Below are 14,015 nucleotides of genomic sequence, written 5' to 3'. Positions count from 1 at the left end.
GCGCCCGCCCCACCGGACCTCGGTCGGGGCGGGCGCGCGCTGTTAGGGTCGCTGCCGAGACCGAGGGGGAGGCATGGTCCACATGAAGCGGGAAGCCAGGGACGCGTGGTGGTCGGCCTTGCCCGTGGGCGTCCAGCAGGAGATTGACGGCCACGTGCTGCGGGACTCCCTCCTGAGCGCGGTCAGGCTGGTCGTCGATGTCGGTCTGGTCAGGGACGGCATCGGCATCGGGACGGCCCAACTGATCGTGGGTGACCGGTACGAGCACCACGGTGACCGCGTCGCCCGTCAGCCGCACAGTCCGCTCGACCTGGAGTCGCTGGCCCTCAAGGCGGCCGGTCTCGGGGAACGGGTGGTCGCCGTCGAGGCGGTCTGGGACGGCGACACCGTCCACGACTGGTTCGTCGTGCTGCTGGCCGTCACCGAGGATCCGGCGGCGGAGCACAGCCTGGGCGTCGTGTACTCGTCCACGGCCGACCGCCACCTCGGCGAGGACGTCGACACGGGACGCCGGCCCCGGGTGGCGGTGGCCGCCGAGCGGGCCGGTCGGGCGCTGGCCGAACACCTCGGCGTCCCGTTCCACTTCGCGAGCCCGGACGAGCCCGATGACGAGGCACCGCGCCGGCGGCCCTGACGAGCCCTCACCGGGCGGGCGTGACCTCCGTGGGCGCTCCGTGGGTGCTCCGTGGGTGCTCCGCGAGGGCGTGAACTGAGCCACACGCGCTCTCCACCCGGATGACTCCTTCGCAGCTCGGAGGGGGTGCGGCGGTGGCGGCGCAGGTCGGCGGGCGTTGTCGTGGGAGCGGGCGGGTGACAGAGTGCGGGCCATGGTCCACTCCGCCCAGCCCGCCGCCACCAGCGCCCCCGCCGCCGTCTTCGACTGGCTCGACGAGGCGGCCGAGCTGCGCGCCGCCGCCGGGCTGACCAGGACGCTGCGCAGCCGTCCCGCCGAGGATCCGGTGCTCGACCTGGCGAGCAACGACTACCTCGGCCTGGTCCACCACCCCGCCGTCACCCGGGCCGCCGCCGACGCCGCGCTGCGCTGGGGCGGCGGTTCCACCGGCTCCCGGCTGGTCACCGGCACCACCGCGCTGCACACCGAGCTGGAGCAGGAGCTCGCCGACTTCTGCGGGGCGGAGGCGGCGCTGGTCTTCTCCTCCGGGTACGCCGCCAACCTGGCCGCGCTCACCGCGCTCACCGACCCGGACACGCTGATCGTCTCCGACGCCAACAACCACGCCTCGCTGATCGACGGCTGCCGGCTCTCCCGCAGCGACGTGCACCGCGCGCCGCACGACGACCCGGCCGCGGTGGCCGCCGCACTCGCGGCCCGGAGCCACCGCCGTGCCCTGGTGGTCAGCGACTCGGTCTTCTCGGTGGACGGCAACGCCGCCCGGATCGGCGAGCTCTCCGCCGCCGCCCGCGCCCACGGCGCCGCGCTGCTGATCGACGACGCGCACGGCCTCGGCGTACTCGGCCCCGGCGGCAGCGGCGCACTGGCCGCCGCCGGGCTGGCCGGGGCCCCCGACACCGTCGCCACCGTCACGCTCTCCAAGTCGCTGGCCTCCCAGGGCGGCGCCGTGCTCGGCCCCCGACGGGTGATCAGGCACCTCACCGAGACCGCCCGCACCTTCATCTTCGACACCGGCCTGGCCCCGGCCGCCGTCGGCGCGGCGCTCGGCGCGCTGCGCCTGCTGCGGGCCGAGCCGGAGCGCGCCGAGCGGGCCCGCGAGGTGGCCCGGCTGCTCTCCGCCCAGCTGACCGCGGCCGGCCTGGAGGCCAGCACCCCGGACGCCGCCGTGGTCTCGGTCCGGGCCCCCGGCCCCGAGGCGGCCGTGCGCTGGGCGGCCGACTGCCGCACCGCCGGGCTGGCGGTCGGCTGCTTCCGCCCGCCGTCGGTGCCGGACGGCATCTCGCGCCTGCGGCTCACCGCCCGGGGCGACCTGACGGACATCCAGATCGCCGAGGCAGTTGCGGTGATCCGCCGGACGGCGCCCTGACCGCGGTCCGCTCGGGCGAGAGCTGAACCGTTCGTGTGCTCCCGGGCGCTGCCGGGCAGGGGGATCACTCTCCGATTGGTCCAGACCTATTGACGGGGCTGGCAGGAAAGCGGAACCCTGACCTGACACTGCGTCAGCCTGCCGGACCCCCACCCGGGAGCACCCCCATGCCTCAGTCGGAACCTGCCGTGCCCCCGCGCGGCAGAGCACTTCGCCATGCCCTCGTGTCGCTGGCGCTGGCCGCCTTCTGGGCCGCCAGCGCCTGGACCGCCGGCCACGTCCGGGCTGCTCCGGCCCTGCACACGGCCGCCCTGCTGGTCCACCTGGTCTCCCTGGTGGCCGGCTTCGGTGCCGTCCTCGCCGTCGACTACGTCGGCGCCCTCTGGCTGCTCGGCCGCCGCACCCTCTGCCAAGTCCTGGAACTGGCCGCCCCGTTGCACACCCCCATCTGGGCCGGCCTGGCCGGTCTCACGCTCAGCGGCGTCCTGCTGGAGCCCCACCTCGACTCCGGCCTCACCCAGCTCAAGCTGGTCCTGGTGCTGATGATCGCCCTCAACGGTGTCCAGGCGGGCGCGCTCCAGCGCCGCCTGGCGGTCTGCGGCGACGAACGGCCGCCCCGGCCGCTGCTGGTCCGGGGCGCGGTCTCCGCGCTGGTCTCCCAACTCGGCTGGTGGGGTGCGCTGTTGATCGGCTTCTACAACGCCCAGCGGTAGCGGCTCTCTCCCGGTCGGGCCGGGCGGCCGCCCGTCGGACGTGTAGGGCCGAACCGGTGTCCGCCGAGCGGGGGACCTGACGGGGGCGCCGCGCGCTCCGACCCGGCGTCAGGCCCGGGCCGCTGCCGGACCGCCGCCCGGTCGGCGGGCGGGGACGGGTGCGGCGTGCTCTGCTGTGGGCAAGGCCGGGCCCGTGTCCCCACCGGCGCCCGGCGCGTCCCCGTAGAGGAGTACCCGTGTACCGCTCCACCCGCCTGGCCGGTGCCGGCGCGCTCGCGCTGGCCCTGCTCGTCCCCGCCTCGGCCGTGGCCGTCGCCCCGCCGCTCTCCGATCCGCACATCGCGGCCCACTTCGACTTCGCCGCAGGGCAGTTGCCGGAGAACGTCGCTCTCGAACCCGACGGCAGCGCCGACCTCACCCTGCTGCGCAGCGGCCAGGTGGCCCGGGTCGCCCCCGACGGGCAGGTGACGATCCTGGCCACCCTGCCCACCGAGGAGCACCCCGCCACGCCGCTCTTCGGCTACGCCGCGCTCACCGGCATCGTCCGGGCCGACGACGGCACCCTCTACGTCAACTACGTCACCGGCACCAAGCTCACCGGCATCTGGCGGATCCGTCCCGGCTGCGAGCCCGAGCAGATCAGCGCCCTGCCGCCGGACGGCATCCCCAACGGCCTGACCCTGGACCGGAAGCACGGTCAGCTCTACGCCGCCGACTCGGTGATGGGCGTGGTCTGGCGGGTCCCGGTCGACGGCGGCGTGCCGCTGGCCTGGGCGATCCACCCGGACCTGCGGCCCAACGGCTTCATCGGGGCCAACGGGGTCCGCTACCACCACGGCGCGGTCTGGGTCTCCAACACCGACTGCGGCACCGTCCTGCGGATCGCCGTCGGTTCGGACCCGGATGCCCTTCCCGGGCCGGTCGAGACCCGGATCACCGGGCTCGACGGCATCGACGACTTCAACTTCACCGGCCACCGGGACGACCTGCTGGCGGCCCGCAACGTGGCCGGTGAACTCGTCCACGTCACCACCGGCGGGAAGCGGACGGTGGTGCTCACCAAGCAGGACGGGCTCTCCAACCCCACCTCGGTCGCGGTCCGCGACGGCTCCGTGTACGTCACCAGCGGGGCCTTCTTCGAGCAGCCGCCGGACCCGAACCTGCTGCGGGCCGAGATCCACCACTGAGCCGCGGCTGCGCCCCGTCTCACCCCGTCCGCTCGGCGGCCGGACGGCCGTCCCACCGCCAGCGGACGGGGCGCTGACGCCCCGGCAGGTCCGCGCGGCCCGTGCACCAGAGCAGCGTCCGCCACGGGTCCTCCCCGGTCGGGGCCTCCGGGAACAGCCGCGCCACCGTCCGCGCGCACAGCCCGGCCGGGGGCTCCCAGACGAGCCCGAGCCCCTGGGCCAGGTCGTGGGTGTGCACCAGCGTCTCCACGATCCCCATCGCCGCGAACCCCTCGGCGTCCGAGATCCCGTACCCGTGGTAAGCCCGCACCTGAGGCCCCGTCACCCGCACCATCGCCACCAGGAACGCCCCGGCCGCCTCCAGCACCTGGAGCAGTCCGTCCGGCCCGGCCGAACGGTCCGCGTGGATCGCGTTGGCCGGGCCGCCCTCGCGCCGGGCCTCCCAGACGAACGGCACCTCCCCGGTCAGCGGGGGCCTGCGCGGGCCGAGTTGGGCGGCGTAGGCGAAGAGGTCGTCGGCCAGGTGCTCCACCGTCTCCCAGCAGGTCCAGGTGAGGGCGCCGGCCGGACGGTCCCAGTCGGTGGTGGGCGGGGCCTGGCGGAGGGTGGTCAGGGCGAGCTGGACGGCCTGGTCGAGGTCGTCGGCGGTCACGGGGTGCGCTGAGCTGGTCATGCCGGGACGCTATCCCGTCCGGCGGCGGACGCTGACGGAATTTCACCGCTCCGTGCGCCGCGTGGCCTGCGGGCAGGCGGCGGCCGGGGGTGGATGATCTTCTCCGTGCGTGGACGTGGCAGCATGGCGCGGGTGCGGAACATCGAGATCAACGGCCGGCCCGCAGAGGTCGCGGACGTCTACCGGGTGGCGACCTGGAACTACGGGCACTTCACCTCGATGCAGGTGCGCGGCGGGCGGGTGCGCGGCCTCGACCTGCACCTGGCGCGGCTCGAAGCGGGGACCCGGGCGTTCTTCGGTGCCGAGGCCGAGCACGACGAGGACCGGATCCTGGGGCTGGTCCGGCACGCGCTCGGCGGCGAACGCGACGCCTCGGTCCAGGTGACGGTCGTCCCGCAGGTCGGCGTCCCGCACGTACCGGACCTGATGGTCGCGGTCGCCGACCCGGTCAGCGAGGAGCCGCGGCCGCCGCTGCGGGTCCGGACCGCCACCTATGAGCGCGACCTGCCGCACCTGAAGCACCTGGCCACCATGGGCCTGACCCACCAGGCGCTGCAGGCGCGGGCGGCCGGCTACGACGACGTCCTGTTCCTCGGCCGGGACGGGCGCCTGCGCGAGGGATCGGTCTGGAACCTCGCCCTCTGGGACGGTGCCCGGGTGCTCTGGCCGGACGGGGAAGCCCTGCCCGGCATCACCATGCTGCTCCTGCGACGCGGCCTCACCCACCTCGGCCTGCCCTGGTCGGTCGTCCCGCTGACCCTCGCCGACCTCCCGCCGCTGCGCGCGGCCGTCGCCACCAACTCGCACTGCCACGCCCAACCCCTGGCGAGCATCGACGGGTCGGCCCTCCCCGGCGACGGATCGGAACTCGTCGACGTCCTCACCGCCGCCTGGGCCACCGTCCGTTGGGACGAGCTCTGAGCTACCCGCCCAGTGCCGCCGCCTCGTTGAGGAAGGCCTGCCGCAGGTCGGGCAGCAGGAGCTGCCGGCCGGTGAACGCGTCCTCGTAGGCGTACCACCAGAAGTAGCCGCCGACGTAGTAGTCGGGGCCGGGGGCGAGCCGGTAGGCCCAGTTCATCACGGCCCTGGCCTTGGCGAGGGTGGAGGTCCGGACCTTGTCCGGGAGGCCGACCTCACCGAAGCCGATCAGGGCGTTCGGGTAGAGGGCGTGCAACTGCTCCACCTCGGCACGGACGGTGGCGGCCGACGGGTAGGTCGTCGGCGAGCACTGGGTGGGGTAGTAGGACAGCCAGACGTAGTCCAGGCCCTCCCGCATCGCCTGCGGTACGTACTGCTGCGAGAACTGCACCGGCGTCAGCTCGGCCGCCCCGTCGCCGCAGTGGTCCGGGGCGTAGCTGTTCTCGTAGAGGGTGAGCGCGGTGCGCCCGCCGGCGGCCTCGACGGTGTCGAAGGCGGCCCGGATCTTCTGGGCGACCGAGTCGTACGGCCCGGTCCAGTCGCCGTTGACCTCGTTGCCGATCTCCCACACGTCCACGCTGTCGCCGAGGGCGTCCAGGTAGGCCTGGGCACGCTGCCGGTACGCCTCGACGCCGGTCTCGCGCAGGCCCTCGGAGTCGAGGAGCCCGCCCATCACGTAGCTGACCGTGCCGAGCCGTTCCACCGGGGTCCGGTAGTGCTCGGCGTCCACCCCGTCGTCGAAGACGACGCGGGTGGTGGGCCGGCGCGGGAGGGTCGCCTCGGCGGCGACCACCTGCTCGATGTCCTCGACATCGTCGATGGTGACGCCGAACACCGGGGACGGGAGGGCACGGTGCCCGGCCGGGGCGGCACCGGCGGGGCCGGTGGCGAGCACGGTCGTCGCGGCGAGGGTGCCGGCCAGCAGGCCGCGGACGATCGGACGCATCGGAGGGCTCCTCGGTGAGCTCGGTGACCTGCCAGGACGACCGGGCAGCGCGGACCGGCCCGTACCACGGAGTGCACACGCGAGCGCGTGCCTCGGCAAGCCGTGGGCCCCGTCCGAGGGGTCACGGGCAGTCACGGCCCGGCCGAGGGACGTAGCCTGACGCGGGATCAGGGAAGCTCAGTCGAAGGCCACCACCAGCCGGACGTGCCGGTCGCCGTAGCGGTCCGCGAGCGCCTTCATCACGGCGAAGACGTGCTCCCACCCGGAGCCGCTGCCTAGCACGGAGCCCACCGTCAGAGGCTCGTACCGGCACCGCAGGTCACCGCTGTTCCACTCTGCTGGTCGGGAACGGTCGAGGTCCGGGGGAGGCGGGCCCACGGTGTCGGCCACGTCCGCTGTCCACCGGTCGGCCACGAGTCGCTGGTGGACCAGGGAGGGGAGGGCGGTCGTCGACCAGCTGAGCCGCCCGCTGAAGACGGCGGGAGTCGCACCGGGGTCGATTCCACTGAGCTCGGCCCAGTCGACCCAGGTGGCGCTGTGGAGGTCGCCGGTCTCCAGCATCGCCCCCAGGTCGGTCCTCAGGTCGCTCGACACGTCGGCGGGCAGGCCGCGGTCGGCGGCGAGCGGGGCGAAGCCCGCGTGGTTGCGCACTCCGAACAGGCAACCGAAGGCCGCGTAGTCGCTCTGGTCGTACAGTGGCCACAGGTCCATGGCCATGACCCAGGGCTCGCCCTCGTCGTACCCGGCGTCGACGCCGGGATGGCGGAACTCGATGCCGCCGTGGATGTCCGTGCTCATGGTCGCCCTCGCTGATCCGGGTCGGGGTTCGGGAATCCGTCGCCGTCGGAGCCTCAGGCCTGACGCGGGATCAGGAGCGCCTCGGAGCCGATCGGGCGGAAGCCGGCGGACTGGAAGGTGCGGACGCTGTTGACGTTGCCCGGGGCCTGCTGGGCCCAGACGTGGTCGCCCTCGGGGAGGAGGTGGCGGGCGCTGAGGGCGAGGGCGCGGCCGAGGCCCTTGCTGCGGGCCTCGGGGGAGACCTCGACGGCGCACTCCCAGCGGCCGGCGACGCCGCGGCCGAGGATGAGGACGCCACCGGGGGCGGTCCAGGCGCGGACGTCCTCGCGGTAGGCGAGGGCGCGGACCAGGCGGGGATGGTCGCGGTCGGCGACGGGGGTGAGGGGGAGCGGGGGCTCGCCGGGGAGGCGGGAGCCGGCGGAGAGGAGGTCGATGGTGTCCATGCGGCGGCCGGTGCGGTCGGCGAAGCCGGCCAGGAAGTGCGGGTTCATCGGGGCGGCGAAGACGTCGGCGGGGGCGGCGGCCACGGCGGCGCGCACCCACTCCGGGTCCTGGTCGGTGAAGACCACGGCGTGCGCGCTGAAGGCGATCACCCCGGCGTCGCGCGGACTCGGCTGCGGAAGGACCGTCACCGAGCCGTCGGGGGCCGGGAACCGGCCGGCTGCGGCGGCGTCCAAGATCGTCTTGAGCATGGGGGCAGCCTAGCTCCGGGCTACACGACGCCGGTCGGCACCCCCTCGGACGGGGCGCCGCGCACCGACCCGTGCAGCACCACCGCCCAGACCGTCTTGGAGCCGCCGCGCGCCACCACGCCCCAGTCGGCGGCGAGCGCCTCGACCAGCCGCATGCCCTGCCCGTGGTCGCGGACCCCGGCCGGGCGGACCACCGGGCCGCGCTCGGCCCGGCCGTCGCTGATCTCCAGCCGGCAGGAGCCGCCGAGGCGGTCCAGCTCCAGCCGGACGGGGATGCCGGAGCGGTGGCCGGGGGCGTGCAGCAGCACGTTGGTCACCAGCTCCGAGCAGATCGTCACCACGTCGTCCGCCCGCTCCGGCGTCCAGCCGTGCTCGCCGAGCACCTGCCGCACCCAGCCCCGGGCCGCCCGCGCGGCCTGCGCCTGGGCCGGGAACTCCGTCTCCCACACCTGAAGTGTCGTCATCACCGGTATCGCTCCAGTCGGTCGGGAGCGCCCGGCTCCTGTGCTTGCCCAGGGTGGCGGGCGGAGCCGGTCGGTGCGAGGGCACGGAGAGGGCATAGCGAGGGCATGGACGGGGCGGGTTCCGCCGGGAGTCGCTCGTCCGGGGGACGGACGGGCCGGGTGAGCTGCGGACTCCTCTACCGTGATCACTGTCGGCGGGCGGCAGGACAGGGCGGCCCGGGGCACGGCGGAGGGGGACACCATGGGGCGGGGAGCGCCGGGCAACGAGCTGCTCTACGCGGCCAGGATCTCCAAGGGCTGGTTCTCCCAGGAGGCCGCGGCCGCCGGGATCAGCACGGCCGGACAGCAGGTGCTCGCCAGCCGGGCGTTCCAGGTGAACGTGCGGACCTACCGGCGCTGGGAGGCCCCGGCCCCGCCCTGGCCGCGGCCGGACCACGCCTCGGCGCTGCGGGCCGCGTTCGACCGCGGGCCGGAGGCGCTCGGCTTCGTGGCCAAGGGCGGCACGCCGGTGCTCCCGGTCGTCAGCTTCGGTCCGTTCTCCCCGGCCGACAGCACCGAAGACCTCGAAACGGAAGACCGGCAGGGACCATTGAACCGCCGTCAGGCTCTCAGAACGGTAGGAACGGCCGCCCTCGGCGGCCTGCCCTGGCTCGACGCGTCCCCGGTGGCCGCGCAGGGCGGGGCGCGGATCGGCAGGGACGAGATCGAGGAGCTGCGGGCCACCGCGCTCGACCTCGACGCCATCGACCAGCGCTTCGGCGGCGACCTGCTCTGGCGCTCGGCCCGGGCCCAGCTGCTCCGGGTGCACGACCTGATCGACCACGCCACCTACGGCGAGCAGACCGGGCGCGAACTGCACGACATCGCGGGCCAGTTGACCACCTCACTGGGCTGGTTCTGCTACGACGCGGAGCGTCAGACCGAGGCCCGGGTGTACTTCTCCGAGGCGCTCAACACCGCGGTCCTCTCCGGGAACGACCCGCTCGCCACCCGCACCCTGGCCAACATGGCCCGGCAGAGCGTGGACCTCGGCAAGCCCAGGGAGGCCGTCCGCTACGCCCGGATCGCCCAGGCGCACGCCGCCGAGTGGAGCGCACCGCCCCGGGTGGCGGCGCTGCTGGCGATCCGGGAGGCCCAGGGCTACGGGCGCCTGGGCAACGAGACGGCCTGCGCCGCGGCGATCCGCCGGGCCTGGCAGGCTTTCGGCCGCGGCACCACCGACCGCGACCCGGACTGGGTGAGCTTCCTCAACGAGGCCGAACTGGTCTGCCTGGAGGGCATGTGCCGGCTCGACCTCGGCCACTACCGGCAGGCGGTACGGCTGTTGGAGCGCTCGGCGCGGCTGCAGCACATCGCGCACGCCCGCAACCGGGGCATGTGCCTGGCCCGGCTCTCCTACGCCGCGCTCCAGGACCGGGACGTGGACCGCACGGTGGCGGCCGCCCAGGAGTCGCTGCGGCTGATCGAGGGCGGCATGGCCTCGGCCCGCAACAAGCGTCAACTGTCGTTGGTCCGTGAGAAACTGACGGCTCATCAGGCCCTGGCGGAGGTCAGGGACACGACGGAGCGGCTGGCGGCCTACACCGCCTGAGCCGGGCGGAGGACAGGCACGTGCACAACATCGAGTTCCGGCACCACCACGGCCAGGAGACGAAGGAGGTCCTCGACGACCTGGTCGAGGTCTACCGGGTGGTCTACGGCGTCGCACCGTACGCGGGGGACCCGTTCTTCTCGGTGGAGTCCTTCGAGGAGCGGCTGCGCGGGGCGATGGAGATGCCGGGCTTCGAGACCGTCACGGCCAGGGTGGGCGGGCGTCCGGACGGGCGGCTGGTGGGGCTGGTGCACGGGGCGACGCTGCCGGCCGAGCGGGCCTGGTGGGTCAGCCTCGGCGGGAGCCGGCCGCCGGCGGCGCTGGCCGCCGCGGCGGCCCGGGACGTCTTCTGGCTACGGGAGCTGATGGTCCTGCCGAGCCTGGCCAACCGGGGCATCGGCCGCCGCCTGCACGACGAGCTGGTCCGCCACCGCCCCGAGCGCTGGACCACCCTCACCTGCATCCACGACAACGAGCCCGCCCGCAGCGCCTACCCCCGCTGGGGCTACCAGGTGATCGGCGGCCGGATCCGGCACGCCCCCGAGTCGCCGGAGTACGACGCGATGCTGCTCCGGCCGGGCGCCGTGGCGCAGGTGAGCACCCCGCACTGCGGCTGAGCGGCCCGCGGCTCGGCCTCGGCGGAGGCGGGGGCGGGGGCGGGGCGACGGAAATGCCGGTGCGGGCGGTGCGGTGGGCGCGTTACCCTCGCGGCATGGACGTCATGGACCGCACCACGCACACCGCCGCCGCGCGAGCGACCAGCTCGCCGGCCGCCGCCTGACGTACCCCCACTTCCCACCGGCGACCGGACACGGTCCGCCGGTGGTCGCCGTCCCCCAGGGTCCGGCTCCCGCCGCCCGTGCGCACCGTCGTCCGGCGCCTCCCCGCCCACCGCGCGAAGGAGCCGCACCATGGACACCGACCGGATCGTCCGCACGTTCACCGAGTACTACCAGGAGCACGGCCACCGCCGGATCACCGGCTCGACGCTGCTGCCGCCCCCGGGCGACCCGGTGCTCTTCACCACCTCCGGCATGCACCCGCTCACCCCGTACCTGGAGGGCCGCCCGCACCCGCTGGGCCGCCGGTTGGTGAACGTCCAGCGCTGCCTGCGCACCACCGACCTGGAGGAGGTCGGCGACCGCACGCACCTGACCGTCTTCGAGATGCTCGGCAGCTGGTCGCTCGGCGACTACGAGGGCCCGCAGAGCCTGGACTGGGGCTACCACCTGCTCACCGAGGGGTTCGGCGTCGACCCGGGGAGGCTGCACGTCACGGTCTTCGGAGGCGACGAGCGGACCGGCCCCGACACCGGGTCGCTGGAGCTGTGGCAGGGCCTCGGGGTGCCCGTCGAGCTCACGGTCGAGGACAACTGGTGGTCCAACGGGCCGACCGGCCCGTGCGGTCCCGACTCGGAGCTCTTCCTGTGGACCGGCGACACCCCGCCGGAGTCCACGCCGACCGGCGACGACCGCTGGGTGGAGGTGTGGAACCACGTGATGATGCGTCACCGGCGGCTGGAGGACGGCTCGCTGGTGCCGTTGCCGCAGCGCAACGTGGACACCGGGCTCGGCCTGGAGCGGCTGGCCACCCTGCTGCAGGGCCGCCGCTCGGTGTTCGAGTGCGACGTCTTCGAGCCCTGGCGCCGCACCCTGCCGGGCCTGTGGCGGCTCGACGGGACCTCGCTGCGGGTGGTCTGCGACCACCTGCGCTCGTCCGTGGTGGTGATCGGCGACGGGGTGCTCCCGTCCAACACCGGCCGCGGCTACGTGCTGCGCCGGCTGCTCCGCCGGGTGCTCACCGTGCTGCGGCGGGACGACCCCTCCCGCGGTCTCGGTGACCTGCCGGTGGAGCTCGTCCGCCACACCCTGGACCGCTTCCGGCAGGACGTGGACCCGGAGCTGGTGCGCGGGGTGCTGCGGGAGGAGGAGGTCCGCTTCGACCGGCTGCTGGAGCGCGGGCGGCGGGTGCTGTCCCGTCCACGCTACCGCGGTCCGCTGGGCGAGCAGGACTACCACGAGCTGCACGACACCCACGGGCTGCCGCGCGAGCTCGTGCTCGGACTGCGCGGAGGGGACGGGAGGTGACGGGGACCCGGGGTCAGTGCTTGCGGGCGCGGCTGGGCTGGACGCGGGGCGGTTCGCCCTCGGCCTTCGGGTGGTCGGGCGGGTAGGGGAGGTCGCCGGCGCCGTGGTCGGCGGCCTGACGGTCCGCCAGGGCGAGGAGGGGGTCGAGCCGGAAGGCGTGGTCGTCCAGGTCGGCGTGCAGGTCGCCGAGCTCGGCGAAGCGGGCGGGCATGGTGCGGATGGTGAAGTCGGCGGGGGAGACGGAGTCGAGCTCCTCCCAGCGCAGCGGGGCCGAGACGGTGGCCTCGGGGCGGGGGCGGACGGAGTACGGGGAGGCGATGGTGCGGTCGCGGGCCATCTGGTTGTAGTCCACGAAGATGCGCGAACCGCGTTCCTCCTTCCACCAGTTGGTGGTCACCTCGCCCGGCAGCCGGTGCTCCAGCTCGCGGCCGAGCGCGATGACGGCGCGCCGGGCGTCGGCGAAGGTCCACTCGGGGACGATCGGCACGTAGACGTGCAGCCCGCGCCCGCCGGAGGTCTTCGGCCAGCCGCGCAGCCCGTGCTCCTCCAGCACCTCGCGCAGCCGGTGGGCGACGCGGACGGCGTCCGCGAAGTCGGTGCCGGGCTGCGGGTCGAGGTCGATGCGCAGCTCGTCCGGGTGCTCGGTGGCGGAGCGGCGGACCGGCCAGGGGTGGAAGGTGAGGCAGCCGAGGTTGACCGCCCAGAGCACGGCGGCGGCCTCGGTCGGGCAGATCTCGTCGGCGGTGCGGCCGCTGGGGAAGGCGATCCGGGCGGTGGGCAGCCAGTCGGGCACGTTCTTCGGGGCGCGCTTCTGGTAGAAGAACTCGCCCTCGATCCCGTCCGGGAAGCGCTGCAGGGTGGTCGGCCGTTCGCGCAGGCCGCGCAGCGCGCCGGGGGCGACCGCCAGGTAGTACTCGGCCACGTCCCGCTTGGTGTAGCCGCGCTCCGGGAAGTACACCTTGTCCGGGTTGGAGAGCCGCACCGCGCGGCCGTCCACGTCCAGTTCGATCGCCGTGCTGCTCGCCGCCATGCGCTTCACGCTAGGGGGCCCGGCCCGCCCGCGCCTGTCGGGCGGGCCGGGAGTGGCGGCCCGGTGGACGGTCCGTCAGACCTCCAGTTCGGCCTCGACGCGCTTCAGCTGGTGGCGGGCCATGGCGAGGTTGGCGCGGTTCTTGTCGATCGCCAGGTAGAGGAACAGGCCCTTGCCGGAGCGGTTGGTGAGCGGCCGGATCAGGTGGTACTGGCTGCTGAGGGTGATCAGGATGTCCTCGATGGCCTCCTTGAGGCCGAGCAGCTCGATCGCGCGGACCTTGGCGCGGACCACGTCGGTGTTCCCGGCGGCGGCGACGTTGAGGTCCAGGTCGGCGCTGCCGCCCAGGGTGCCGAGGGCCATGCCGCTGGTGTAGTCGACCAGGGCGACGCCGATGGCGCCGTCGATCGAGGCCATGATGTCCTTGAGGGCGGTTTCGGTGGTGGCCACGGGGGTCTCCTTGGAAGAGGGGTGAACGGGGGCGTCAGGTACGGGGGTTGCGTTCGAGGGCGAGGTCGGCCAGGTCGGCGATCCGCTGGCCGGCGCGGCGGGCCTCCAGGTGGAGGCGCCCCAGGTTGGCCTGCGGCCCGGCCAGCAGGGTGAGCACCACGTAGGCCCCGGCGGCGTAGGTGGCGGTGTAGCCGCGCTCGCCGCGGGTGATCAGTTCGCGGAACTCGCCCTGGCCGGTCGCCTCGGCCAGCCGGGCGCCGACGCCGAGCGCGGCGGCGGTCAGCGCGGCCACGCCGGAGGGTTCCAGGGTGGCGGCGTCGTGGGCCACCACCAGGCCGTCGGTGGTGGCGATCAGACTGCCGGTCAGGTGCGGGACCCGGGCGCGCAGCCCGCGCAGCTCGGCGTGCAGGCCGGGGTCGGCGAGCGCCTCGGGGTCGATCATGACGGGTGGCTTCCGGGCCGTGAA

Annotated in this window: 16 protein-coding genes; 8 read left to right on the top strand and 8 right to left on the bottom strand. The window is 74.6% G+C overall.

Annotation, left to right across the window (positions count from 1 at the left end):
• Positions 1 to 82 precede the first annotated feature (82 nt).
• The 4 genes from ACWEPF_RS15535 (at position 83) to ACWEPF_RS15520 (ending at position 3,900) form a co-directional block, all read left to right on the top strand.
• Positions 83 to 634, top strand: coding sequence for a hypothetical protein (locus tag ACWEPF_RS15535; RefSeq protein ID WP_452172924.1), 552 nt, complete (start codon positions 83 to 85; stop codon positions 632 to 634).
• A 193-nt stretch (positions 635 to 827) separates the two neighbouring features.
• On the top strand, positions 828 to 2,000 hold the full coding sequence (locus tag ACWEPF_RS15530; RefSeq protein ID WP_452172923.1) for an 8-amino-7-oxononanoate synthase: 1,173 nt from the start codon (positions 828 to 830) through the stop codon (positions 1,998 to 2,000).
• A gap of 224 nt (positions 2,001 to 2,224) precedes the next feature.
• The gene (locus ACWEPF_RS15525; protein ID WP_452172922.1) at positions 2,225 to 2,713 is read left to right on the top strand and encodes a hypothetical protein; all 489 of its coding nucleotides are present in this window, start codon (positions 2,225 to 2,227) and stop codon (positions 2,711 to 2,713) included.
• 236 nt (positions 2,714 to 2,949) lie between these two features.
• On the top strand, positions 2,950 to 3,900 hold the full coding sequence (locus ACWEPF_RS15520; RefSeq protein WP_345289649.1) for a hypothetical protein: 951 nt from the start codon (positions 2,950 to 2,952) through the stop codon (positions 3,898 to 3,900).
• Between the two features lie 19 nt (positions 3,901 to 3,919).
• Here the strand turns inward: ACWEPF_RS15520 and ACWEPF_RS15515 are convergent, their stop codons facing one another.
• Positions 3,920 to 4,573: a maleylpyruvate isomerase N-terminal domain-containing protein gene (locus tag ACWEPF_RS15515; RefSeq protein WP_452172921.1), complete on the bottom strand. Its 654-nt coding sequence runs from the start codon at positions 4,571 to 4,573 to the stop codon at positions 3,920 to 3,922.
• A gap of 132 nt (positions 4,574 to 4,705) precedes the next feature.
• On the opposite strand from ACWEPF_RS15515, the gene ACWEPF_RS15510 reads away from it, so the two are divergent.
• Complete coding sequence (locus tag ACWEPF_RS15510) at positions 4,706 to 5,494, top strand: aminotransferase class IV (RefSeq protein ID WP_452172920.1); 789 nt, start codon at positions 4,706 to 4,708, stop codon at positions 5,492 to 5,494.
• 1 nt (position 5,495) lies between these two features.
• Here ACWEPF_RS15510 and ACWEPF_RS15505 read toward each other — a convergent pair whose 3' ends face one another.
• The 4 genes from ACWEPF_RS15505 to ACWEPF_RS15490 all read right to left on the bottom strand — a co-directional run bounded on the left by ACWEPF_RS15505 (position 5,496) and on the right by ACWEPF_RS15490 (position 8,391).
• Positions 5,496 to 6,437, bottom strand: a complete 942-nt coding sequence (locus tag ACWEPF_RS15505; protein ID WP_449797442.1) for a hypothetical protein — start codon at positions 6,435 to 6,437, stop codon at positions 5,496 to 5,498.
• A gap of 177 nt (positions 6,438 to 6,614) precedes the next feature.
• Positions 6,615 to 7,235: a hypothetical protein gene (locus ACWEPF_RS15500; RefSeq protein WP_452172919.1), complete on the bottom strand. Its 621-nt coding sequence runs from the start codon at positions 7,233 to 7,235 to the stop codon at positions 6,615 to 6,617.
• A gap of 53 nt (positions 7,236 to 7,288) precedes the next feature.
• Positions 7,289 to 7,927, bottom strand: a complete 639-nt coding sequence (locus ACWEPF_RS15495) for a GNAT family N-acetyltransferase (protein WP_452172918.1) — start codon at positions 7,925 to 7,927, stop codon at positions 7,289 to 7,291.
• A 20-nt stretch (positions 7,928 to 7,947) separates the two neighbouring features.
• Positions 7,948 to 8,391: an ATP-binding protein gene (locus ACWEPF_RS15490; protein WP_345289642.1), complete on the bottom strand. Its 444-nt coding sequence runs from the start codon at positions 8,389 to 8,391 to the stop codon at positions 7,948 to 7,950.
• 241 nt (positions 8,392 to 8,632) lie between these two features.
• Here ACWEPF_RS15490 and ACWEPF_RS15485 point away from each other — a divergent pair, with 241 nt between their 5' ends.
• From ACWEPF_RS15485 to ACWEPF_RS15475, 3 genes are all read left to right on the top strand, one after another.
• Positions 8,633 to 9,982 carry a hypothetical protein gene (locus ACWEPF_RS15485; protein WP_452172917.1) on the top strand — a complete coding sequence of 450 codons (1,350 nt, stop codon included), beginning with the start codon at positions 8,633 to 8,635 and terminating at the stop codon, positions 9,980 to 9,982.
• 20 nt (positions 9,983 to 10,002) lie between these two features.
• Positions 10,003 to 10,599 carry a GNAT family N-acetyltransferase gene (locus ACWEPF_RS15480; protein WP_452172916.1) on the top strand — a complete coding sequence of 199 codons (597 nt, stop codon included), beginning with the start codon at positions 10,003 to 10,005 and terminating at the stop codon, positions 10,597 to 10,599.
• 294 nt (positions 10,600 to 10,893) lie between these two features.
• Complete coding sequence (locus ACWEPF_RS15475) at positions 10,894 to 12,069, top strand: alanine--tRNA ligase-related protein (protein ID WP_452172915.1); 1,176 nt, start codon at positions 10,894 to 10,896, stop codon at positions 12,067 to 12,069.
• A 13-nt stretch (positions 12,070 to 12,082) separates the two neighbouring features.
• Here the strand turns inward: ACWEPF_RS15475 and ligD are convergent, their stop codons facing one another.
• The 3 genes from ligD to ACWEPF_RS15460 all read right to left on the bottom strand — a co-directional run bounded on the left by ligD (position 12,083) and on the right by ACWEPF_RS15460 (position 13,991).
• Positions 12,083 to 13,078: a non-homologous end-joining DNA ligase gene (gene ligD, locus ACWEPF_RS15470; RefSeq protein WP_452172938.1), complete on the bottom strand. Its 996-nt coding sequence runs from the start codon at positions 13,076 to 13,078 to the stop codon at positions 12,083 to 12,085.
• A gap of 96 nt (positions 13,079 to 13,174) precedes the next feature.
• Positions 13,175 to 13,549: a hypothetical protein gene (locus ACWEPF_RS15465; RefSeq protein WP_452172914.1), complete on the bottom strand. Its 375-nt coding sequence runs from the start codon at positions 13,547 to 13,549 to the stop codon at positions 13,175 to 13,177.
• 34 nt (positions 13,550 to 13,583) lie between these two features.
• The gene (locus tag ACWEPF_RS15460) at positions 13,584 to 13,991 is read right to left on the bottom strand and encodes a roadblock/LC7 domain-containing protein (protein ID WP_345289748.1); all 408 of its coding nucleotides are present in this window, start codon (positions 13,989 to 13,991) and stop codon (positions 13,584 to 13,586) included.
• Positions 13,992 to 14,015 lie beyond the last annotated feature (24 nt).

This window comes from Kitasatospora sp. NPDC004289 (assembly GCF_053602875.1).
The sequence above is the reverse complement of the archived record's forward strand: the minus strand, read 5'-3'. Positions and strand labels throughout refer to the sequence as shown.

Bases quoted from the DNA above. Each gene is read 5' to 3' on its own strand.
- ACWEPF_RS15495 (WP_452172918.1), bottom strand. From the start codon at position 7,927: ATGCTCAAGACGATCTTGGACGCCGCCGCAGCCGGCCGGTTCCCGGCC.
- ACWEPF_RS15490 (WP_345289642.1), bottom strand. From the start codon at position 8,391: ATGACGACACTTCAGGTGTGGGAGACGGAGTTCCCGGCCCAGGCGCAG.
- ACWEPF_RS15535 (WP_452172924.1), top strand. From the start codon at position 83: ATGAAGCGGGAAGCCAGGGACGCGTGGTGGTCGGCCTTGCCCGTGGGC.
- ACWEPF_RS15530 (WP_452172923.1), top strand. From the start codon at position 828: ATGGTCCACTCCGCCCAGCCCGCCGCCACCAGCGCCCCCGCCGCCGTC.
- ACWEPF_RS15475 (WP_452172915.1), top strand. From the start codon at position 10,894: ATGGACACCGACCGGATCGTCCGCACGTTCACCGAGTACTACCAGGAG.
- ACWEPF_RS15515 (WP_452172921.1), bottom strand. From the start codon at position 4,573: ATGACCAGCTCAGCGCACCCCGTGACCGCCGACGACCTCGACCAGGCC.
- ACWEPF_RS15500 (WP_452172919.1), bottom strand. From the start codon at position 7,235: ATGAGCACGGACATCCACGGCGGCATCGAGTTCCGCCATCCCGGCGTC.
- ACWEPF_RS15505 (WP_449797442.1), bottom strand. From the start codon at position 6,437: ATGCGTCCGATCGTCCGCGGCCTGCTGGCCGGCACCCTCGCCGCGACG.
- ACWEPF_RS15485 (WP_452172917.1), top strand. From the start codon at position 8,633: ATGGGGCGGGGAGCGCCGGGCAACGAGCTGCTCTACGCGGCCAGGATC.
- ACWEPF_RS15460 (WP_345289748.1), bottom strand. From the start codon at position 13,991: ATGATCGACCCCGAGGCGCTCGCCGACCCCGGCCTGCACGCCGAGCTG.